Source organism: Corallococcus sp. AB045, from assembly GCF_003668895.1.
Classification (GTDB): Bacteria; Myxococcota; Myxococcia; order Myxococcales; family Myxococcaceae; genus Corallococcus; species Corallococcus coralloides.
In genome coordinates this window covers 1-20,532 of record NZ_RAWN01000100.1, presented here as the reverse complement: position 1 = coordinate 20,532, position 20,532 = coordinate 1, and the positions used below count along the sequence as shown (strand labels likewise).

16 protein-coding genes are annotated in these 20,532 nt (G+C 70.1%); 5 read left to right on the top strand and 11 right to left on the bottom strand.

All coding sequences use genetic code 11. The features are described from left to right. Positions 1-2 precede the first annotated feature (2 nt). The 8 genes from D7Y21_RS22950 to D7Y21_RS22910 form a co-directional block, all read right to left on the bottom strand. Positions 3-1,277, bottom strand: coding sequence for a threonine/serine exporter ThrE family protein (locus D7Y21_RS22950; RefSeq protein WP_121715699.1), 1,275 nt, complete (start codon positions 1,275-1,277; stop codon positions 3-5). Then, positions 1,274-2,725: a hypothetical protein gene (locus D7Y21_RS22945; protein WP_147469353.1), complete on the bottom strand. Its 1,452-nt coding sequence runs from the start codon at positions 2,723-2,725 to the stop codon at positions 1,274-1,276. The genes D7Y21_RS22950 and D7Y21_RS22945 overlap by 4 nt, the downstream gene beginning before the upstream one ends. Positions 2,726-2,729: 4 nt before the next feature. After that, a complete protein-coding gene (locus D7Y21_RS22940) occupies positions 2,730-4,487 on the bottom strand; it encodes a SulP family inorganic anion transporter (protein ID WP_121715696.1) in 1,758 nt (585 codons plus the stop codon). Positions 4,488-4,603: 116 nt separating this feature from the next. Continuing rightward, positions 4,604-5,506, bottom strand: a complete 903-nt coding sequence (locus tag D7Y21_RS22935) for a bile acid:sodium symporter (RefSeq protein WP_120567623.1) — start codon at positions 5,504-5,506, stop codon at positions 4,604-4,606. After that, positions 5,506-6,498, bottom strand: a complete 993-nt coding sequence (locus D7Y21_RS22930) for an HAD family phosphatase (protein ID WP_121715694.1) — start codon at positions 6,496-6,498, stop codon at positions 5,506-5,508. Before D7Y21_RS22930 ends, D7Y21_RS22935 begins: the two co-directional genes overlap by 1 nt. Before the next feature lie 321 nt (positions 6,499-6,819). Continuing rightward, entirely contained in the window at positions 6,820-7,791 is a 972-nt protein-coding gene (locus tag D7Y21_RS22925; RefSeq protein WP_120567625.1) for a CorA family divalent cation transporter, read from the bottom strand. 56 nt (positions 7,792-7,847) lie between these two features. Beyond that, positions 7,848-8,804 (bottom strand): hypothetical protein, encoded by a 957-nt coding sequence (locus D7Y21_RS43505; RefSeq protein WP_120567626.1) that lies wholly within the window; start codon positions 8,802-8,804, stop codon positions 7,848-7,850. A gap of 326 nt (positions 8,805-9,130) precedes the next feature. Continuing rightward, a complete protein-coding gene (locus tag D7Y21_RS22910; protein WP_121715692.1) occupies positions 9,131-9,712 on the bottom strand; it encodes a hypothetical protein in 582 nt (193 codons plus the stop codon). Between the two features lie 93 nt (positions 9,713-9,805). On the opposite strand from D7Y21_RS22910, the gene D7Y21_RS22905 reads away from it, so the two are divergent. Beyond that, positions 9,806-11,623 carry a hypothetical protein gene (locus tag D7Y21_RS22905; protein WP_120567628.1) on the top strand — a complete coding sequence of 606 codons (1,818 nt, stop codon included), beginning with the start codon at positions 9,806-9,808 and terminating at the stop codon, positions 11,621-11,623. Positions 11,624-11,629: 6 nt separating this feature from the next. Here D7Y21_RS22905 and D7Y21_RS41865 read toward each other — a convergent pair whose 3' ends face one another. Further along, complete coding sequence (locus D7Y21_RS41865) at positions 11,630-11,767, bottom strand: hypothetical protein (protein WP_158619456.1); 138 nt, start codon at positions 11,765-11,767, stop codon at positions 11,630-11,632. Between the two features lie 152 nt (positions 11,768-11,919). Here D7Y21_RS41865 and D7Y21_RS22900 point away from each other — a divergent pair, with 152 nt between their 5' ends. Together D7Y21_RS22900 and pyrF are read left to right on the top strand one after the other, a co-directional pair. Then, complete coding sequence (locus D7Y21_RS22900) at positions 11,920-12,681, top strand: SDR family NAD(P)-dependent oxidoreductase (RefSeq protein WP_120567629.1); 762 nt, start codon at positions 11,920-11,922, stop codon at positions 12,679-12,681. 14 nt (positions 12,682-12,695) lie between these two features. Beyond that, positions 12,696-13,547: an orotidine-5'-phosphate decarboxylase gene (gene pyrF, locus D7Y21_RS22895; RefSeq protein ID WP_121715689.1), complete on the top strand. Its 852-nt coding sequence runs from the start codon at positions 12,696-12,698 to the stop codon at positions 13,545-13,547. A 33-nt stretch (positions 13,548-13,580) separates the two neighbouring features. On the opposite strand, the gene D7Y21_RS22890 is transcribed toward pyrF, so the two are convergent. Both D7Y21_RS22890 and D7Y21_RS22885 read right to left on the bottom strand, forming a co-directional pair. Further along, positions 13,581-16,154: a penicillin-binding protein 1A gene (locus D7Y21_RS22890; protein ID WP_121715687.1), complete on the bottom strand. Its 2,574-nt coding sequence runs from the start codon at positions 16,152-16,154 to the stop codon at positions 13,581-13,583. A 32-nt stretch (positions 16,155-16,186) separates the two neighbouring features. Continuing rightward, positions 16,187-17,149, bottom strand: a complete 963-nt coding sequence (locus D7Y21_RS22885; RefSeq protein WP_120567632.1) for an RluA family pseudouridine synthase — start codon at positions 17,147-17,149, stop codon at positions 16,187-16,189. 44 nt (positions 17,150-17,193) lie between these two features. Between D7Y21_RS22885 and D7Y21_RS22880 the strand changes: the two genes are divergently transcribed. Together D7Y21_RS22880 and D7Y21_RS22875 are read left to right on the top strand one after the other, a co-directional pair. Then, positions 17,194-18,669: a pentapeptide repeat-containing protein gene (locus tag D7Y21_RS22880; protein WP_199724652.1), complete on the top strand. Its 1,476-nt coding sequence runs from the start codon at positions 17,194-17,196 to the stop codon at positions 18,667-18,669. Positions 18,670-19,043: 374 nt separating this feature from the next. After that, entirely contained in the window at positions 19,044-20,369 is a 1,326-nt protein-coding gene (locus tag D7Y21_RS22875) for a DUF3943 domain-containing protein (RefSeq protein WP_233592031.1), read from the top strand. Positions 20,370-20,532 lie beyond the last annotated feature (163 nt).

Here is a 20,532-nt window from a genome sequence, read left to right as displayed (position 1 = left end):
CGCTACGCGCTGCCGGCGCTGGGAGGAACCGACGAGCCGCGGTCCACGAGGTCGCTCGGCGGCACCACGACCGTGGCGAACATCAGCCCCAGCACCAACTGGAGCGCCACCAGCAGCACATTGAACAGCCGCGGGTCCTGCGCGCCCGCGGTGCCCTCTCCGAGCAGCGCGACGATGGCTTCCGTGCCGATGAAGCCCGGCGCCAGCTGCAACATCCCCGGCATGATGACCGTCATGGGCATCCGCTCCTTCCCGCGCCCGTAGAGCAGCCCCGCCACGCCCAGCACGAACGCGGACACCAGCGGGCTGCCCCGGTCCCCGAACAGCATCTTCGTCAGCTCCTGCGTCCCGTAGGCGAGCAGCACGCCGCCGACAATCCACGCCGCGTCGCGCGGCCGCCCGGACATGCACACCGACAGCGCCACCCCGCCCACCGCCACCACGATGAACGTCAGGAGCAGCGGCAGCGCGTGCTGCTCGAAGGGCGGCGGCAGCGGCCCGCCGAAGCGCCAGAGCGTCCCCGCCGCCGCGATGCCCACTCCCAGCATCAGGAAGCGCAAGAGGCCGTACATGAGCCGGGACAGGCCCGCCTCCACCGCCTCCAGGGCCAGCTCCAGCGAGCCCAGCGTCACCACCATCGCGGGCACCAGCAGCGTCACCCCGCCGAACAGCGCCCGCACGGCGTTGAAGGGCGGCAGGAGGAGCGTGAGCCCGAGCGCCACCAGCGTCCCCAGGAACGCGGCGAGGAAGCTCTTCTGCAAGTCCACCCGATGCGAGTTCAGCGTGCCGAAGTGGATGACACCCGCGCTGAGGCCCACGAAGAAGGCCGCGAGCATCTCCCACCACGCCCCGCCCACTCGCGCCGCCACCGCCGCGCCGTAGACGCCGTAGGCCACGAACACGAGCCACTCGGGATACAGCGCGTGCGGGGTCAGGATGCGGTCCAGCTCCGCGCGGGCCTCGGGCAGTCGCACGCGCCCTTCGGAGATGGCATCCGACAGCCGGAGGAGCGCCGCGGCCCGGCCCAGATTCCAGTGCGGGGTGAAGGGCAGCCTCTCGAAGACCACGTGCGGGCGCCGCGATGACACCACCTCCGTCATCGCCAGGCTCTGGAGCGTGAAGACCTGCACGTCCATTCCCCACGCCTTCGCCACCTGGCGCACGCGCGCTTCCACCAGCAGCGACGGCTGGTAGGCCAGGTGCAGCGCCTTCGCCAGCTCTAGCAGGAAGGCGGAGGCAGCATCCTCGTCCACCGCGCCGCCGTGCTCCCGCGTCATGGGGAATCCGCCTTGGGGGCTTCGTCCACGCTGCCCTTGCCGCTGGTGGCCTGCGTGTCCTTGAACGAGAAGCTGGCGCCGATCAGCAGCGTGGCCTGGAAGTAGCGGACGTCCAGGGTGCGCATGGGGGCGGTCAGGCCCAGTTGCTGGAACGTCTCCGCGAGGCGGTCGGTCTGCTTGCTTCCCCACGCCAGGTTGCCGCCCAGCGTGAAGCGTGAGCGGCCCAGCAAGAAGTGGATGCCCGAGGCGACGTGGTACAGGTCCCAGCCGCCGAGCAGCGCGTTCGTCCCCGGCGTCGAATCCAACGCGCTGAAGTCCGTGTGACCGCTCAGATACACCCGCACCCGCTCCCCCAGCGCCTGCTCCACGCCCAGCGCCCCGTTCAGCAAGGGCTTGAGCGCGAAGTCGTAGCCGCCGTTGATGGTCTCGGTGGTGCCGCGCGGCACGATGGGCTCGGCGTCCACCAGGGAGAGGGACGAGACGCGTGCGTAGCCCTCCAGGGACGCGTACACCGCGGTCGACTCGCCGAAGCTCCGGCTGACCCCGAACGCCGCGGACCAGGAGTTGCGGAAGTGCGCCGGCAGGTCCTCCTGGAAGTTGAACACGGGCGCGGGAGCGTTCGAGTCCACTCCCTGGGATTGGACGGCGCGCTCGTACCCCACCGAGCCCCGGCCCCACAGCGCCAGGCTCGGCGTCGTCACGGCGAGCCCCACGGCCCAGGGGCCGTGCTGGTAGCTGGCGCCCACCTTCAACAACACCCGGACGTGGTCGAACTCCAGGTCGCGGCCCAGCGTCGCCAGCAGCTGCTGGCCGGCGGCACCGGAGCCCTGCGCCAGCGTCTGGAAGCGCAGCTCCTGACGCCGGGTCGCGACGAACGGCGTCAGCCCCAGGCCCAGGTGCTCCGTGACGGGGTAGGCCCAGGAGAGGCCCGTCCAGAACTCGCTCACGGTCTGGTCCAGGCGCACGTCCGTGGACAGCAGGTCCAGGCCCTGCACGCCGGCCAGGTCCGTGCCCAGCCGCGTGCCTCGCGACTGCAGACTGTAGGAGAAGCCCTGGCGCGTGAGCAGCGAGTAGGCCATCCGGGACTTCCCCAGGAACCCGAAGCGCAGCGAGCCGGCGATCAACGACGGCAGCACGTCCACGTTGGAGTCGGTCAGGTCTTGCCCCGTGCCCTGCCCGTCCTTCACGCTCACGCGCACGTATTCCCACACGCTGCCGGTCAGCTCCAACTCCGGCGCGCCCAGGAGCGCGAGCGCGCCGGGGTTGTAATAGGCGGCGCTGATGTCGTTCGGGTTGCCCACGAAGGAGCCGCCCAGCAGCCACGCCCGGTTGCCGAACTGCCGCGTGGTGTAGTGCGCGTCCTGCGCCAGCGCCGTCACGGACACGAGCAGTCCCAGCACCGCGCCCGTCACGGCGCCACCTCGGGCCCTGGATTGGATTGGCGTCATGGCGTCAGTGCACCTGTGGCGAGGAGACGGGCTCGCCGCCAACGGCGGTCCGCGCGTCGTCTCGCGATTCGAGGTAGGCGCGAACGGCCGCGCCCACGGTGGGAAAGAGCCGGTCCTCGCCAATCCGCGCGGCCAGCCCCGAGCGCTTCAACGTCCGGCGCATCGGCGCGCGCGCCTGGGCCACGGCGAAGACGAGGCCTTCGTCCGTGAGCTCGTGGCGCACCTGCTCCAGGCTCTCCGCGGCGGTGATGTCCAGGTCGAACACGGAGGACGCGTCCAGCACGAACCACTGCACCGGGTGGCGCGAGTCAGCCACCAGCCGGCGCACCTGTTCGCGCAGGAAGCGGGCGTTGGCGAAGAAGAGGGGCGCGTCGAAGCGGTAGACGACGAGGCCGGGAATCGTCTCCGCGTCCGCGTGGCCCTCCACGTCGTGCCAGCCGGGCATGCCCTCGCGCTCGCCCAGCACGGCGTCGTGCGGGTGCGCCGCGCGGCGGATGAGGTCCACCAGCGCCAGCGCCACCGCGATGAGGATGCCCTGGAGGATGCCCAGGAAGAGCACGCCCAGCGTCGTCACCACCGCGAGCACCGCCTCCACCGGCCGCACGCGCCAGAGCCGGAGGAGGGGCTTCACCTCCAGCAGGTACACCGCCGCGACGATGACGATGGCCCCCAGTGTCACCAGGGGCAGCTTCGCCAGCAGCGGCGTGAGGAACAGCGAGAACACCAGCACCACCCCGGCCGCGCCCACACCGACCAGCTGCGTGCGTCCCTTCATGGACACGTTGACCGCCGTGCGTGAGTCGCTGCCCGTCACCGGGAAGCCCTGGGTGAGGCCGGTGAGCAGGTTGGCCGCCGCCTGGCCGAAGAACTCCTGATGGGTGTCCAGCCGGTAGCCGAAGCGGTCCGCGTAGATGCGGCCCGCGAGCACGGAGCTGGCGTAGTTCACCAGCGCGATGCTGAAGGCCGCCGGAAGGAGCGTGCGCACGTCCTCGAAGCGCCACGAGGGCAGGCCGAAGGCGGGCGCCGCCGCGGCGATGGGCCCCACCACCTTCACGCCGCCGTGCTCCAGTTGGAACGCCCAGGTCACCAGCGTGGTGAGCACCACCATCACCAGCGGCGCGGGCCACCGAGGCAGGAAGCTGCGCATGGCCACCAGCGCCGCGACGATGGCCAGCCCCAACAGCAGCGTGGGCACGTGCGTGCGGCCCACGTTCGCCGCGACCTCATGCAGCTGCCCCGCGAACTGGTTCGCCCTGCGCTCCAGCCCGAACATCCGGGCCAATTGGCTGCCGATGATGATGAGCGCCGCGCCGTTGACGTAGCCGATGAGGATGGGCCGCGACAGGAAGTCCGCCAGCGCCCCCGCGCGGCACAGCCCGCCCAAGAGGCTCACCCCGCCCACCATCAAAGCGAGGAGCGCCGCCAGGGACGCCAGCCGCTCCGGTCCTCCGCCCGCCACCACCGGGCCCAGCGCCGTCGCGGTGAGGATGGCCGCGCCCGCCTCCGGCCCCAGCAGCAGGTGGCGCGACGGACCGAACAGCGCGTACGCCAGCATCGCGAAGACGCCCGCGTACAGCCCCGCCACGGGACGCACGCCGACAATCTGCGCGTAGGCCAGCCCCTGGGGAATGAGCATCGTGCCCACGGTGAGCGCGGCCAGGAGGTCCCCGCGCAGCCACCGCCGCTCATAGGTCCGCGCCTGCTCGACGCCCGGGAGGAACCGGCTCAGGTCATGGACGGCCGTGACCGCGGTGCGCTTCATGGCCCTTCCCCCGTGCTCCTGGCCTCCTGGACGCAAGGAAGGGTGGAGGCCCTCGGGCCTCACGGCATCACCCACGCGGGTGCGTTGCGCGCATCGGCTTCACGACAGGGAAGGGCTCACGTGCCCGCGGAGGCCCGCCTGCCCGGCGGCAGGGACGGCCCGCCGCCACGCTCGGACGCCTGGTGGCGCTGGTTCCAGAGCAGGTACGGCAGCATGGCCAAGGTGCGGATGAAGAGGTACAGCCCCATGACCCCCAGCAGGCTCTTCATGGGATAGGTGCTGCCTCCCAGGCAGAGGGCGAAGGCGGGGTTGCCGAAGACGGCGGAGATGGCCAGCGCCGTGCGGTCCTCGGGCCGGGGCCGGCCGGCGATGTGGCCCAGGGCCGTGGACCCCAGCGTCACCACCCCCATCGCGATGAACACCCAGACGTGGAGGCGCTTCAACAACGGGAAGCTGGCCACGACCAGCGCCAGCGCGGCCATGGCCACGGCGACGTTGAAGTAGAGCTTCACCGGCTTGTGCAGCCGGTGCGCCCAGGCGGGCGCCACCTTCTGGATTCCGATGCCGAGCGCGAAGGGCACGAGGAACGGGAGGATGACCCGCTCCAGGAGCACTCCATAGGGCGGCGACTGGATGGCCACGGGGAACAGCCGCTCCAACAGGTTCAAGGACAGCGGCATCAACAGGATGGCGATGAGCGACAGGGTGATGGACAGCGCCAGGGCCAGCGACAGGTTGCCCTTCTGCTGCGACACGACGTTGAGCGCCATGGGCAGCCCCGGGCAGAAGGCCATCAGCGCGATGACGCCCGCCGCGACGGGGGCGAGGGGCAGCACCTTCACCACGATGAGGGACAGCAGCGGCACGCCGACGAGGCACACCCCCAGCCCTCGCGCGAACGCCGGCTGCCTCACGCCGTGGCCCAGGTCCGCCAGGCGCCACGACAGGCCCTGCGACAGACCGAGCGCGAGGATGAAGGTCGAAATCATCAGCTTGATGAAGGCGTGCAGGGCGTCCATCAGCGTCCCTCCTCCGGGAAGATGTGCTTCCAGTCCTGGCGCATGCTGACCACGGTCCAGCCGCCCTCGCGCGCGGCCTTCAGGGACGCGTCGTTCTTCTCCTGGTAGGCGAACTCGCGCTCCGCGTCGTCGTGGTTGATGAGCAACGAGAAGCCGGGGCGGGGCTGCTCCTTCGTGTACTGGAGCATCTGGATGTCGCCGCCCGACCGGACATTGCCCGCCGCGAACACGGGCCGCCGCCCGATGTGCTGCTCGATTCCCACCGGCTTGCCGGCCTTGTCGTTGAGGTGGTCCAGGCGGGCCTCGCGCCGCAGCACCGGGTGGCCGTTCCCTTCGTCGAACTTTTCTTTCAGGCGGCTGCCGATGACCTGCTGGGGTGGGATGCCGTAGGTGTCCTCGGAGACGACGCGCATGAAGTCGGCACCGCCGCCCGAGGAGATCCACGTCTGGAAGCCATTGGCGCGCAGGTACTGGAGCAGCTCCAGCATGGGCGCGTAGGCAAGCTGCGTGTACGGCACGCCCAGCTTCGGGTGGCGTGCGGTCTGGAAGAAGGCGCGGGCCTCGCGGGCGAACTCGTCCTGCGTCTTGCCCGCCAGGGTGGCGGCGACCCGTTCCATCAACTGGGGCTCCTCCATGGACGACAGCAGGGCCACGTCCCCTTCCAGCACGGCCTTGAAGGGCTGCCGCTTCGCGAGCGACGCGTCCTCCTTCACGGCCGCCTTGACCTGCTCCAGCAGGAAGGCGCCCTGCACGACGGGCTGCTCCTGCCAGAGCGTGCCGTCGTTGTCGAAGGTGGCGATGCGCTCCTCCGGGGGGATGTAGCCAGGGCCGCCCTCGGTGGTGGCACGGGTGACGAAGTCGAGGATGGACTGCTTCACCGGACCGTCACTCCAGGACGGCAGCGGATCCGCCGCCAATGCCTGGAGGGGAACGGCGGCCAGCAGTGCCAGCGCCCACGGCAGGCAGGTCGGGCCCTTCCACGTGCGTCGCATCACGGGCGCCTCCTGTCCGGTGCAATCCCAGACATGAGGTTGGGAACGCGGAAGTCATTCCACAACGCGGCATGGAGGGCGCGGGAGGAGGGCCCGCTGTGCCCGGCCGTCGGAGAGGAGGCGACGTCTGGCGAAGGGGGAAACGGCGCGGCACAGGCCCCCCATGAGTCCAAGCAGCAAGCAACGCGTTCGGACTCCCGCCATCAAGTCCTCCCCCTGCCTGTGCCGCGCCCGGGGATGAAGCTGGTGAGGAAGTGGAGGCGGTCGCCACGGAACGCGGGTCGCACGGGGATGTCCTCTGACGCGGGACCGTGCCTGCTGTCACACGAGTTCGCGGCGGCGCAGGGCGCGCCACTCCGCGGCGGCGAGGACGACGAGCACGAGCACCAGCAGCAGGAATGAGCCACGCCAGTGCCTGCCTGGGATGCCGCCCACGTTGACGCCCAGCAGGCCGGTGATGAAGGACAGGGGCAGGAAGACGCCGGAGATGATGGTGAGCATGTAGAGGATGCGCTGGCTGCGGGCGTCCTGCCGGGACTTGACGTCCTCGTGGAGGATGCGGGCTCGCTCCACCAGGGCGTCCATCTCCTTGAGGGCGCCGCTGGCCCGCTCGGCCATCTGGCGCAGCTCCAGTTCCTGGGCGCGCACCCACTTCACGGTGAGCAGGCTGACGCGCAGGATGGCGTCGCGGACCAGGGAGACGAAGCGGCGCTGCTCCACGAGGGTGCGGCGCAGCCGGCGCAGGTCCGTCGGTATGTCGCCGGAGGCCTCGCGGCGCTCCTCGAAGCGGGTCTCCAGGCCAGACAGGGTGTCGTCCAGTTCGGTGGTGCGCAGCGCGGTCGTGGAGAGCGCGGTGGTGGCGAAGGCGAGGAAGAGGTCCGAGCCACGAGGCCCCCGGCCATGGGTGAGCTGGTCGCGGACGGTCACGATGGCGGGCAGGGCCGGAGGCGCCACGGTGACGCAGCGGTCCGCCGTCATCCAGGCGCGCAGCTGACGCGGGGACGACACGTTGGTGGGCGCGGAGTCCGGATGCAGCAGCAGCAGGACGAGCTCGTTCTCATTGAGCACGTCGATGCGCACGCGGCCCGTGTCGGCCAGGAGCGGATCACGCACCTGGGGAGGCAGGTGGAAGACGGCCTCCAGCACACGGGGCAGGTCCGGCAGGTCCGGAGGCAGGTGGACCCAGAGCATGCCATCCGAAGCCCGCCAGCTCCGCGTCTCCGCCAGGGTGAGCGAGCGTGCACCGCCGCTGCCGTCCAGGAGCAGCGCGAAGGCGTTCTCGAACCCGTCCATGGAAGGAAGGTGGCGATCGAGTGCCCCTGACGCAGCGTCAGAGAACAGCTCGCTCCTTACGCGTGGCGCCAGCGAGAGGACAACACTGTCAGCGCCACGAGCGCGCTGCCTGCTCCCGCGAGCGCCATCAGAGGCCTGCGCAGCCGCTCCCCCAGGGCCTCCAGCGCTCCGGCCGTGACCGCCCGGCTCGTGCGCCGCACGAGGTCCTGGTTGCGTGGAGCCGCTCGCCAGCGGAGCTCCTCCTGCGTGAGCGCGCTCCCCGCTCCCCGGACGGTCGCCGCCGCGGTGCGCTCGGCGAGCTTCGCCAGGGATGCGCCCAGCGCCTCCCCGGAGGCCACCGGATTCGTCGCCAGCTCCTCGTGGAGGCCCGCCGCCAGCCCCCGCACCAACCCCTGCCCTGCCTGCTCCACCAACCCCAACAGCCAGGCGGAGTCCTCGCGCAGCGTGGACTCGACGCCCAACACCAGGCCCCGGCCCACCTTCGAGGCCACCTCCTCCCCCAATGGCACCACGCCGCGCGCGTCCTCCAGGATGGCCGGAAGGCAGTCATGCAGCTGCTCCGTGGCCGCCTTCACCACGCCCCGGGCCATCACCTGGGAGCGCTCGCCCGGCGTGCGGATCTCATCCGTGCGGGAATGGGCGAACGTCACCACTTCGTCGAAGAGGTGGTTGAGCCTCACCATGAAGCCGTGGAGCGGCAGGCCCCCGTCATTCCACTCCTTCTCCAACGCCTTCAGCGCCCCCTCCATGGCCGCAGCCGCCAGCACCTCGGTCGCTCCCGCCGACGCTCCAGGTTCACGCTCGGCGGCCTCGTGTGCCATGCGGCTCAGCACCGTGAGCAGGTCCTGGAGCAAGGTGTGCAACTGACCGTCGCCGTCGGGTGCCTCCTCGCGGAGCCCTTCGGCCGTGCCACGCACCACGCCGGTCGCGATCTCGGTCGCCACCATGCGCTGCAGCGACAACGTCAGGTTGCGCAGCGCCTCGATGGGTCCCGCACGGCCCGCGATTCCCATCGGCACACCCGTCCTTCCACAGGGGGTTCCCCAGGAGGATGAGAACGCCTGTGCGCCGGGGCAATGACATCCAGCCACGCCCTCCGCACGCCACGCCGCTCCCCTGCTGGTTGTCCCCTGCCCGCCGCGTCCCGCTCATCTTCGACCTGTGCGCGGATCCGCTGGAGCGCTCCGAGGACTCCGTCGGCTACTTCTCCTGGATGATCGACCGCGCGTTCGTCCTGGTACCCGCGCAGGCGGTCGTGGGCCGGTTCCTGGCCACCTTCCGGGAGTTCCCGTCGCGCCAGCACCCGTCCACTGAGGGCGGCCCGGCGCGAAGGTGCGGCCTACGCCTTCGCGCCGCGCGCGGGCTTGGGCATCAGGTCCTTCCAGAGGCCCGAGTACTTCTTGCGGTACTTCGGGTCCTCCTCCAGCTCGATGAGCGAGAAGGCCAGCGGAGGCAGCGCCGGGTCCGGCGTGGCGTCATGCGTCTTCCGCAGGACCTCCAGGATGTCGTAGCGGATGAGCGTCCCGTTCTTCTCCGTGGCGCACTCCTTGAAGCGCTTCTTCAGCTTGTCCACCACCGCCTTGCGCAGGGCATCGCTCGCCGTGGCCACGCGCCAGAGGCACTGGAGCGAGTGCCGCGCGGTGACGAACTTCTCGTCCTTCGTCGCCGCGATGAGCCGGTCCAGGTCCTTGGGCATCCGCCCTTCGGTGTCGCTCTTGGCCAGGTTCGCCAGCACCTGCGCGGCGATGGCGCGCTGGTGGTTGTCGCCTTCCTTCAGCAGCGCCAGCAGCCCGTCCCAGACCTCGGCGGCCCAGGCCACCTTCGCCTGCGTCACCTCCATCACGTGCCGAAAGGAGGCATAGCGGGAGTCGGCGTCATCGCTGCTCAGGTTGGCGAAGTGGTCCCGGGTGGACTGGTCCATGGACGGTGTTTCTAATCCATCTTCGCGAGGAAACACGCCTTGTGCGTCCCGGGAGTATGAGTCATCCAGGGCCCCTTCCCGGAACCTCGCGACATGACCGTCTCCCCTTCCCCGGACGTGCAGGACGCAGCCCCTAGCGGCAGGCGCTGGCGCCGCGTCGCCCTGTGGGCCTTGGTGGCGGTGGCGGTGCTGGAGGTCGCCATCAACGTCGCGCTCAACACGGGCGTCACCCAGGCCATCATGGGCCGCGCGACGGACCGCACGCAGCTGACGTGGCAGCGCGCGTGGTGGCTGTGGCCCGTGGGCCGGCTCCACCTGCAGGGCTTCACCCTCACCCAGCAGGACTCGGATGTCTGGTGGAGGGTGGAGGTGGACGCGCTGGAGGCGGGCATGTCCCTCACGGGCCTGCTGCGCAAGCGCGTGGACGTGGACGGCATCGACGGGCACGGCGCCAGCTTCCACCTGGAGCCGTCCGGCGCGCCCGAACAACCGTCCGAATCGAGCAGCAAGCCCTGGGTCATCCACCTGAAGGACGTCACGCTGCACGAAGTGCGTGAGCTGGACTTCAGCCGCGTGCGCTTCGTGGGCGCGCTGGACGTCACCGGCACGCTGAACCTCCAGTCCCGCGAACGGCTCCAGGTGGACCTGCCCTCGGTGCGCGTGGCCGAGGGCTTCATCGAAGTGGACGGCAAGCGCGTGGCGCGGCTGGAGTCGCTCGACTCGCGCGCCCGGCTCGACGCGCCCTTCCGGACAGACAAGGGCTACGACCTCTCCCAGGCCCTGGGCGGCCAGGTGAAGACGCGCATCGACGTGCTGCCGCTGGACTGGATCAACGACCTGCTGGGCGAAAGCGCCCCCGTGTCGCTGCGCGGCGGCGCGGGACGGGTGGACCTGGACGTGCGCATGGAGCGCAACACGCTGGAGCCGGGCAGCCAGCTCAAGGCCTCCGGTGAGGCGCTGGATTTGAGAGCCGGGCCCATGCGCGTCCGGGCTCCGTGGAGCCTCCAGGCGTCCATGGACGCGGAGCCGAAGGGACAGCCGTCAGGCTCGCTGCGGCTGGCCTTCGCGCCCGTGCACGTGTCGGGCCCCAAGGGCCACGACCTGGACGTGCCGGAGGTCGCCCTCACCGTGCAGGCCCGGCGGCGTGAAGGTCAGCCCGGCCTGGACCTGAAGCCCGAGCTGCGCGTGGCGAAGAGCAAGCCCCTGGACCTGCGCGTGCTCAATCCGTGGCTGGGCCAGACACTGGAAATCGACTCCGGCCACGTGACGGTGCGCAGCGAGGAGCCGTCCAAGGGCGCGAAGGCGCGCAACGCCCTGGAGCTGCGCATGGACACGGACCTCGTCTCCGGACGCATGGGGCCCAACAAGGTCCTCCTGCGCGCGGAGGTGGAGGTGGATGCACGTCACCTGTCCTGGGACATGACGGAGCTGGGCCTGAGCGGGACGACGCTGCGGCTGAGAGACGTGTCCTCCAACGGCAACGTGCCCATCCGCGCCTGGAGCGGGAACTTCACCCTGCCGCGCGCCAGCCTCTCCCTGTCCCCCACGGTGCTGAAGGCGCGCTTCGCAAGCCAGCTCACCGACACGCAGCCCATCGTCGCGCTGATTACTTCGTCCAAGAAGCTGCCCGGCTTCCTCACGTCCCTGCTCAACATCCCCAAGGTGGAGGTGACGGGGCAGGTGCAGATCGACGAGCGCGGACTCCAGCTGCGCGAGCTGAAGGCGAAGGGCGAGAGCTTCTCGCTCGAAGGCCACCTGGACCTCGTGCAGGGCAACATCACGGGCGCCCTGCTGGCGTCGCTGGGCGCGGTGACGGGCGGCATCGAGCTGCGGCCCGGCGGCAAGCACGACCTGCACCTGCTGAACGCGACGGACTGGTTCAAAAGCCAGCCGGTGCCGCCGTTCCGCTGAGGCCCGTCACTGGGGAGGATGGGCCTGGGAGCCGGCCGGCCTGACGTAGGCCGCCACCGCGCCCAGCAGCACGTCCAGGTCCACGTAGGCCCGAAGCAGGTCCAGGTCGTCGTCCACCACCAGGATGCAGTTCCACCACGCCATGCGTCCCACACTCCCGAAGAGTCCCTTGCCCCAGGGTGTCAACGTGTCGGCGGCAGCACCTCGTCCTCGGGTGGGGGGCAGGTGTTTTGCGTGCCCTCGGACGCGCAACCGTGCGACAAGGCGGGCCGCTGCGACACCCTTCGGAGGACGGCATGGCGGAGATGACCTACCGGACGGCGCTGGTGACTGGCGCCTCGAGCGGCCTGGGACGTGGACTGGCCCTGTGGCTGGCGAAGCACGGCGTGCGCGTCTTCGCGACGGGCCGGCGGCTGACACACTTGCAGGCCCTCTCCGCGGAGGCCCAGGCCGCGGGCGCCGCGGTGGAGCCCGTCGTCATGGACGTCAGCGCCTCGGAGGCCTCTCAGGAGCGCATCCGCGCCATCGACGCGGAGTGCGGCGGGCTGGACCTGGTGGTGGCCAACGCCGGCATCGGCGGGCCCACGCACGGCAAGCGCATGGACTGGGAGCGCACCCGCTCCATCATCGACACCAACGTCACCGGCGCCGCCGCCACGCTGTGCGCGGTGCTGCCGCAGATGGTGGAGCGCCGCCGGGGCCACATCGTCGGCGTGTCCAGCCTCGCGGGGATGCGGGGGCTCGCGGGCCACGCCGCCTACTCCGCGTCCAAGGCCTTCCTCGCCACGTTCATGGAGAGCCTGCGCGTGGACCTGAAGGGCACCGGCGTCCAGGTGACGTGCGTCTACCCGGGCTTCGTGAAGAGCGAACTCACCGCGAAGAACACCTTCCCCATGCCCTTCCTCATGGAGACCGAGGACGCCGTCGCGCGCATGGGCCGCGCCATCTTCGCGGGCGCCGCGGAGGTGAGCTTCCCCTGGCAGCTGTCCACGCCCATGCGCGTCCTGAAGGTCATGCCCAATCCGCTGTTCGACGCCACCGCGCGCCGGTTGAAGTGAGAGGAGCCCCTCCCATGACGACCCCGTCCTTCGCACAGCGCTTCGCGAAGCTCGCCGACGAGCGCTCCCCCTTCTGCCTGGGCCTGGACCCGTCCCGCGACGTGCTCGCCCGCTGGAACCTGCCGGACACGGTGCAGGGCCTGTCCGACTTCTGCGACCGGCTGGCCGACGCGGCCGGTGAGACGCTCGCGGTGGTGAAGCCCCAGAGCGCCTTCTTCGAGCGCCACGGCCCCGAAGGGCTCGTCGTGCTCCAGCGCGTGCTCAAGCGCTTCCGCGCCGCGGGCACCCTCACGCTGCTGGACGTGAAGCGCGGCGACATCGGGTCCACCATGGACGCCTACGCGGAATCGCTGTTCGGCAAGGGCAGCGCGTACGACGTGGACGCCGCCACCTTCACCGCGTACCTGGGCCTGGGCGCGCTCGCGAAGACGGTGGAGCGCGCGCGGGCTCACGGGGCCTGCGCCTTCGTGGTGGTGCGCTCGTCCAACCCGGAAGGCGTGCCCGTGCAGAACGCCGTGGGCGGCGACGGCCGCACCGTGGCCCAGGCCGTGGCGGACGGCCTGCGCGAGCTGAACGAGAAGGCCGGCCCCAGCGTGCTGCCCGCGGGCGCGGTGATGGGCGCCACGCTGCCTCCTGCCGACCGCGACGTGGTGGAGCGGCTGGGCGGCGCGCTGCTGCTCACGCCGGGCATCGGGTCGCAGGGCGCGGGCTTCTCTGACTTGCCCAAGCTCTTCTCCGGCCGCGAGCGGCAGGTGCTGCCCACCGCCGCGCGCTCCGTGCTGGAAGCGGGGCCGGACGTGGCCGCGCTGAGGAAGGCCCTGGAAGCACATCAGGCGCCCTCGCGTGCGTTCCGCGAAGGCGCCTGAAGGGCACTGCGCTGACGATGCGGCGCGCGGCGGTTACTGCGCGCCCATCATGAACTGGTCCACGCCGACCTGGTTCTTGTCGGGCACGGCCTCCTTCGGCTCGGTGCCCTTCTTGAAGAACATCAGCTCCGCGCCCTTGGCTCCGGGGCTGGACACCTTGCCCGTCTTCTTGTCGATGTAGAGCCGCGCCAGCTGCATGGACTGCCAGGGGTAGAACTCCGACTGAGGCCGGCCCTCCAGCGCGCGCTTCATGTAGTTGAGCCAGATGGGCAGCGCCGCGCGGCCACCCGTCTCGTAGCGGCCCAGCGGGTGCGGGTTCAGGTCGTAGCCCACCCACGCCACCGTCACCAGGTCCTTGGTGTAGGCCGCGAACCACGCGTCGAAGGAGTCGTTCGTCGTGCCCGTCTTGCCCGCCGCCGGCTTGCCCAGCCGCTGCGCGGGACCGCCGGTGCCCTGGAGCACCACGCCGCGCAACAGGTGCGTGAGGATGAAGCCCGTCTCCGCGCTCATCACCTGCTCGCCCGGCTCGAAGAGGCGCGCGTAGCCCGCGGCCACGCGGTCCTGCAGCGGGGCCCACGCGTCGTCGAATGCCGTATGGTCCTCCAGCGTGCGGCCGAAGCGGTCCTCCACCTTGCGGATGAAGTACGTGGGCTTCTTGCGGCCGTAGCGGTTGAAGGTCGCGTACGCGGAAGCGAGGTCGAACGGGTACACGCAGGACGAACCCAGCGCCGCGGAGAAGTCCATGTTCATGGGCGTCGTCAGCCCCAGCTTCTTGGACCAATCCGCCATGTTGTGCACGCCCACCGCGCCGAACGTCTTCACCGCGGGGATGTTCATGGAGTTCACCAGCGCCGTGCGCAGGAGCACGTCACCCACGAACTCCTCGCTGTAGTTGGCCGGCTTCCACGACACCTTGTTGTCCGGGTCGTGCTCCACGATGGGCGAGTCCACGATGACGGTGGCCTCCGTCCAGTTCAGCTGCTCCAGCGCCGCCGAGTACACGAAGGGCTTGAAGGACGAACCCGGCTGACGGCACGCCTGGAACGCGCGGTTGAACTCGTTGTCGTCGAAGTCGTAGCCGCCCACCATCGCGGTGAGGTACTGGCGATGCGGGTCGATGGAGACCAGCGCGCTCTGCGCCTCCGGCGTCTGCTCCAGCCGGAAGAGCTTCACGCCCTCCTCGGGGATGTCCTCCGCCAGCTTCTTGTCCCACTGCTCCTTGTCGTCCGTGAGCTCCTTCTTCACCACGTGACGAAGGACGACGACGTCACCCACCGCCACGGCCTTCTTGACGGAGGTGATCATGCTCGCCGGGTAGTAGCTCTCCGGGTTCACCTTGCGAGCCCAGCGCATGCCCAGCAGCGGCAGGCGTCCCTGGTGCGGCCCCACCTGCACGTCCGAGCCCTTGCCGTCGTCGTCGATGCGGGTGACGACGCCCACGTAGAGGCGGTTCTCGACGAGCTCCTCCTTGCCCATGGCCTTCTTCGCCTTGGTGATGAAGGCGCTGCGCTCAGGCTCGGTGGCCAGCTGCATCACCGGGCCGCGCCAGCCCTGGCGCTTGTCCACGGACATCAGGCCGTCCAGCACGGAGTCCTGCGCCGCGCGCTGGCGCTCGCTGTCCATGGTGGTGAAGACCTTGAGGCCTTCCTTCAGCAGCACGGGGTTGCCGTAGCGGTCCACCACGTCCTTGCGCACCTGCTCCACGAAGTACGGGGCGAACTCGTGGAAGACGTCCTCCACCGGGTACACCTTCACCGGCTCCGCGTTGGCCTGGTCATGCTCGGCCTTGGAAATCATGCCCTCCGTCAGCATGCGGCCCAGCACGTACGAGCGGCGCTTCTTCGCGGCCTCCGGACGCAGGAAGGGCGAATAGCGGCTGGGCGCCTGGGGCAGGCCCGCGATGAGCGTCATCTCCCCCAGCGTCAGGTCGCGCACGTCCTTGCGGTAGTAGTTCTCCGCCGCGCTCTGCACGCCGTAGCTGTGGTGCCCGAGGAAGACGTTGTTCAGGTAGAGGTAGAGAATCTCTTCCTTCGTCAGCGCCTGCTCCAGCCGGAAGGCGAGGATGGCCTCGCGAATCTTGCGCTTGGGCGTCTTCGCGGTGGCCTCCTTGTAGCCCTCCGCGGAGATGAGGACCGCCTTCGCGGTCTGCTGCGTGAGCGTGGAGCCGCCCTGCACGCCGCCGGCGCGCAGGCCCAGCTTCGTCATCACCGTCTTGGAGACGGCGCGCGTGGTGCCCAGCACGTCCACGCCGAAGTGGTCGAAGAAGCTGGAGTCCTCGCTGGCGATGAACGCCTGGACGAGCCGCTTGGGGATGCGCTCGTAGGGCACCACCTTGCGCCGCTCGTTGTAGAACTCGCCCGCGAGCACCGCGTCGTCGGTGTAGACCTCCGTGACGATGGGCGGCCAGTACTCGTCCACCTTCGGGATGGCGGGCAGCCCGTCGGAGAAGACGTAGTAGGCGCCCACGACGGCGAGCACGCCCGCGGTGGCGCCCATGAGGCCCAGCACGGCGGCGAGCTTCATCAAGCGCACGAGGATGTTGCGCTTGGGCGGAACGCCGTCGAGCACCAGCTTGGAGCGGCTGCGGTCAATCTTCGGGTCGGCCATGCGTGTTTGTGTCGAGTCCTGGGCTCAAGGCTTTAGAGGAGCGCCGCCCGCTTCAGCACGTCCTTCAATTCGGGTGGCATGGGGGTCTCAACGACGACCTTCCTGTCATCCTCGGGGTGCGGAAATTCGATGCGCTCGGCGTGCAGGAACAGACGTTTGAGCCCCCAGCGCGCCCGCACATCGCGGTTGAAGGCGAAGTCTCCGTACTTCTTGTCACCCGCCACCGGGTGGCCCACGGCGACCAGATGCCTTCTTATCTGATGCGTGCGCCCGGTCTCGATGGTGCAGGAGAGGAGGGCTGCCTCGCTCGACTGGCGCACGACCTTCCACCGGGTGACGGCCTCCTGCATGTTCACTCCCCGACGGGCCTTGGATTCGGCCGTCTGCTGGTGCTCGGCGAGCGGCAGGTCGATGACCCCGGAATCCTTGGGCATCTTTCCCTTCACCAGGGTCAGGTAGCGCTTCTTCGGGTGGCCGTGGGTGAAGATTTCCGTGAAATGCACCATCGCCGGGCGCCGCTTGGCCACCAGGATGACGCCGGAGGTCTCCCGGTCCAGGCGGTGGGCGGGTGAGGCGGTGAAGTCGTTCCGGGTGGCCTTGGGGCCCAGGTAGGCGCGCACGTAGTCCACCAGGGTGCCCCCGGTGATGCCGCTACCGGTATGGACGGCCATCCCGCTGGGCTTGTCCACGGCCATGAGCCAGTCGTCTTCCAACAGGATGACCAGCCGGGAGGGGTCTACCGGTGGCGGCGGGGGGGGCGGACGGTCCGATTTCGGACGCTCCGCGAGGGTGAGCTGCTCTTCGGTGCCGCGGATGGTGAGCACGTCTCCTTCGACAAGCAACTGCTCCGGCTGCGCGCGCTTGCCGTTCACCCGCACCTTCTTGGTGCGGATCATCTTGAAGAGGTGGCTGACGGGGACGTTGGGCATCCGCTTGCGCAGGTGCTTGTCCAGTCGCATCCCGACTGTGTCGGCTTCGATTCGGTACTCGATCATTTGTGCTGGCGCCTGGACCAGACCACACGAATAATTCGCGGTCCATGCCGAAAGCCCCAACTATCGAGAAGCTGCTGCAGAACGGTTCCGCCGAATGGAACAAGCTGCGCAAGTCCGGCCAGGCGCCCACCGGCCAGACGGGCGCCACGTTCACGCAGCTGTTCTCCGCCAACGCCGACCTCTCCGGACTGGAGCTGGTGGGCTCCGAGTGGGAGCGCTGTGACCTGTCGAAGATGAACTTCCGGGACACGGACCTCACCAACGCCTACTTCCACGGGGGCCGCCTACAGGACTGCGACTTCCGCGGCGCCAACCTGGAAGGCTGTGTCTTCGAGAAGCTCAAGCTCCTGCGCTGTGACTTCACGGGCGCCAAGGGTCTGGAAGACCTGGAGATGGACGACGTGGACATGGACCGCGTGACGGGCCTGGACGGAGAGGAAGCCCCGCCGCCCCCGCCCCCGCCGGTGCAGGGCATCACGGCGTTCACCCGTGAGCAGCGCGAGAAGATGCTCGGCCAGTCGCACCTGGGCGGCGCGATGGACGGCGCGGCGTCCCCGCACCCGGACGAGCTGCCCCCGTTCCGGCCGCAGGATCCGCCGGGCTCGCTCTTCTTCCGGGCGCTCAAGCACGTGGGCGCGCCCCCGCTCTGGGTGCTGGACGTGCCGGGCCTGCGTCCGCTCTTGCCGCAGCGGCTGCCCCCGGGCAGCTCCCTGGAGACGCTCTACCGCGAGGCGGTGAAGACGCGGCTGGAGAACAAGAAGCCCGCGGCGGACCCCGGCGCGGTGGAGCGCGCGCAGAAGGCGCTGCGCATGGGCGGCAAGGAGGCCAACGTCGCGGCGGTGTACCTGCGCGAGGTGGGCGTGCTGCCCCTGTTCCGCTTCGCCGCGGCGAAGCAGCTCAAGGCGGAGCTGCGCACCGAGGTGGAGGTGGACGACCTCACGGGCTCCGTGGATCCGCGCACCACGGGGGCGCTCTTGGAGCTGCGCCTGACGCACGAGGTGGTGGAGCACCTGCACGAGGTGCGTCGCCGGCTGGCGGCCGCGCAGCTATACACGTCGCTGCTGGAAGCGGGCTTCAACCCGGAGAACAACTGGGACGAGGCGCTGGAGTCGGCGGACGCGTCGCTGGAGCTGGCGAACGCGGCCACGGGCGAGGACCGGCAGGCGCTGCTGGAGGGCTTCCAGGTGTTCGCGGCCCTGCCGGAGGAGGCGCGGCTGCGCCGCCTGGCGTACCTGGCGGAGTCCGTGACCAACCTGGAGCTGCTCAGCCGGCTGCCGGAGGGCATGGAGCCGCAGTGGCTGTCCGGCCCGGAGGTGCGCGAGTGCCACGAGCGCGAGATGACCTACGTGCAGTCGCTCAAGGCACAGGACATCCCGGCCAAGGTGCCGGCGCTGGGCAAGGCGGAGCTGGGCGTGCCCGAGGGCGAGGTGCCCGAGGAGAGCGACGACGACCTGTTCGTGCACGTGCGGTGTGACGTGTGCGGCAAGGAGAAGCTCATCGTCCAGTCGCCGGAGGCGTAGTGCCCCGCCTCCCGTGACGCGGGAGGCGAAAGCAGGAGAAGGCCCGGCCGGAGCGCACCGAGCGCATCCCGCCGGGCTTTTTCATGTCGCGCGCCACCTGTGTGCAGCAAGCCGTGCCTCTCTCATCCCCGGGGGAGGCGGGGTTTCATCCCGCGCCCGGCTCCCTACCTTCAGGTCACGCGGCGTGGCACCGCGAGCGAGGGTGCGACGGGCGGGATATGGGGCGAGGCAGGCGCGGACGGAGGCACGGCCAGAGCAGAAGCCCGTGGCCTCTGGGGGGCGCGCTGTTCGCCTGCGGACTGCTGCTGGGCGGGCCGGCCTTCGCGCAGGAGGAGCGGTGCGAGGACACCCCTCCACCTCCCCCTGACGCTCCCGTGCGGGCCGGGCCGCCAGCGGATGCCCCGCTGAACGAGGAGACCGTCCGCGAGGACGCGTCCCGGGAGAAGGTCCACCCGTGGCTCGCGGTGGGGGAGATCACCGCCATCAACCTGTTCGTCTGGACGTGGGACCGGGTCCTCGCGAACAAGGAGTGGGCGCGGGTGGGCCCGGACTCGTGGAAGGAGAACCTGAGCACGGGCTTCGTCTGGGACGCGGACGGCTTCCTCACCAACCAGTTCGCGCACCCGTACCACGGCAGCCTCTACTACACGGCCGCGCGCGACAACGGCGTGCCCTACCTGGCCACCCTGCCCTTCACGCTGTTTGGCAGCGCGCAGTGGGAGCTGTTCGCGGAGAACGAGCACCCGTCCGCCAATGACTTCATCAACACGTCCGTGGGCGGCATGGCCATTGGCGAGGGGCTCTACCGGCTGTCCTCGCTGGTGCTGGACACGGAGTCCCGGGGCGGAGAGCGCTTCGTGCGCGAGCTCACCGCCGCCGCCATGAGCCCCGTGCGTGGCTTCAACCGCGTGGTGCGCGGCGACGTGACGCGCCAGGAACCCACGCCAGCGGAGTGGCGGCCGCGCGAGCTGTCCATCTGGGGGGCCGTGGGCTACCTCAAGCTGGGCGACGGCCAGCCCCTGATCTGGGGCGAGAACCAGTTCTTCCTCCAGCTCGACATGCGCTACGGCAACATGTACCAGGGCGACTTCCACCGCCCCTTCGACGCCTTCAACGCGCGGGTCCAGTTCACCACGGAGGAGAGCAGCCTCATCAGCCACTCGCGGCTCCAGGGGTTGATCGCCAGGTCGTCACTCTGGAGCACGGAGAAGGACGAGCTGCGCCTGGGCTTCCTCCAGCAGATCAGCCACGTGGACACGAACGCGTACGAGCTGGGCGGACAGTCCCTGCAGTTGGGCCTGCTGCACGAGCGCCATTTCAACGCGCGCTCGAAGCTGAGGACCGCGCTGCTCGTGGACGGGAGCCTGCTCACCGGCATCTCCTCCGAGCACAGCGGCAAGGCGAACCGCAATTACGACTACGGCCCCGGCGTGGGCTTGAACCTCCAGATGACGTACATGCGCGGCGCCTGGCAGGTCCTCACGCTGGAGGCGAGCACCTCCCACTTCGTGGTGCTGGACGGCTCCGACGGCTCCCACCAGGTGTTCACCGGCCAGCTCCAGGCGGACGTCCCGGTGTTCAAGCACGTGGGGCTGGGCTCGGAGCTGAACTGGTTCCGCCGCCACAGCCGCTTCGACACCTACCCGGACGTGCAGAAGGACGCGTACCAGTTGCGCCTCTTCGTCTCCGTGCACTACTAGCCCACCGCGTCGCCCGCGCGGATGAGACCCGGGGGCGCTTTCCAACACATGACTGCTTACCTTCCGGGTGCGCGGCATGGGGCCGTGCGCGGAGGGGCGGGCGGACCGGATGGGGCACGGCCCCATGCCGCGCACCCGGAAGGTAAGCAGTCATGTGTTGGAA

What these genes read in the sequence shown, in the direction of transcription:
- D7Y21_RS22950 (WP_121715699.1), bottom strand. Translation starts at nt 1,277, where the DNA reads ATGACGCGGGAGCACGGCGGCGCGGTGGACGAGGATGCTGCCTCCGCC.
- D7Y21_RS22945 (WP_147469353.1), bottom strand. Translation starts at nt 2,725, where the DNA reads ATGACGCCAATCCAATCCAGGGCCCGAGGTGGCGCCGTGACGGGCGCG.
- D7Y21_RS22940 (WP_121715696.1), bottom strand. Translation starts at nt 4,487, where the DNA reads ATGAAGCGCACCGCGGTCACGGCCGTCCATGACCTGAGCCGGTTCCTC.
- D7Y21_RS22935 (WP_120567623.1), bottom strand. Translation starts at nt 5,506, where the DNA reads ATGGACGCCCTGCACGCCTTCATCAAGCTGATGATTTCGACCTTCATC.
- D7Y21_RS22930 (WP_121715694.1), bottom strand. Translation starts at nt 6,498, where the DNA reads ATGCGACGCACGTGGAAGGGCCCGACCTGCCTGCCGTGGGCGCTGGCA.
- D7Y21_RS22925 (WP_120567625.1), bottom strand. Translation starts at nt 7,791, where the DNA reads ATGGACGGGTTCGAGAACGCCTTCGCGCTGCTCCTGGACGGCAGCGGC.
- D7Y21_RS43505 (WP_120567626.1), bottom strand. Translation starts at nt 8,804, where the DNA reads ATGGGAATCGCGGGCCGTGCGGGACCCATCGAGGCGCTGCGCAACCTG.
- D7Y21_RS22910 (WP_121715692.1), bottom strand. Translation starts at nt 9,712, where the DNA reads ATGGACCAGTCCACCCGGGACCACTTCGCCAACCTGAGCAGCGATGAC.
- D7Y21_RS22905 (WP_120567628.1), top strand. Translation starts at nt 9,806, where the DNA reads ATGACCGTCTCCCCTTCCCCGGACGTGCAGGACGCAGCCCCTAGCGGC.
- D7Y21_RS41865 (WP_158619456.1), bottom strand. Translation starts at nt 11,767, where the DNA reads ATGGCGTGGTGGAACTGCATCCTGGTGGTGGACGACGACCTGGACCTG.
- D7Y21_RS22900 (WP_120567629.1), top strand. Translation starts at nt 11,920, where the DNA reads ATGGCGGAGATGACCTACCGGACGGCGCTGGTGACTGGCGCCTCGAGC.
- pyrF (WP_121715689.1), top strand. Translation starts at nt 12,696, where the DNA reads ATGACGACCCCGTCCTTCGCACAGCGCTTCGCGAAGCTCGCCGACGAG.
- D7Y21_RS22890 (WP_121715687.1), bottom strand. Translation starts at nt 16,154, where the DNA reads ATGGCCGACCCGAAGATTGACCGCAGCCGCTCCAAGCTGGTGCTCGAC.
- D7Y21_RS22885 (WP_120567632.1), bottom strand. Translation starts at nt 17,149, where the DNA reads ATGATCGAGTACCGAATCGAAGCCGACACAGTCGGGATGCGACTGGAC.
- D7Y21_RS22880 (WP_199724652.1), top strand. Translation starts at nt 17,194, where the DNA reads ATGCCGAAAGCCCCAACTATCGAGAAGCTGCTGCAGAACGGTTCCGCC.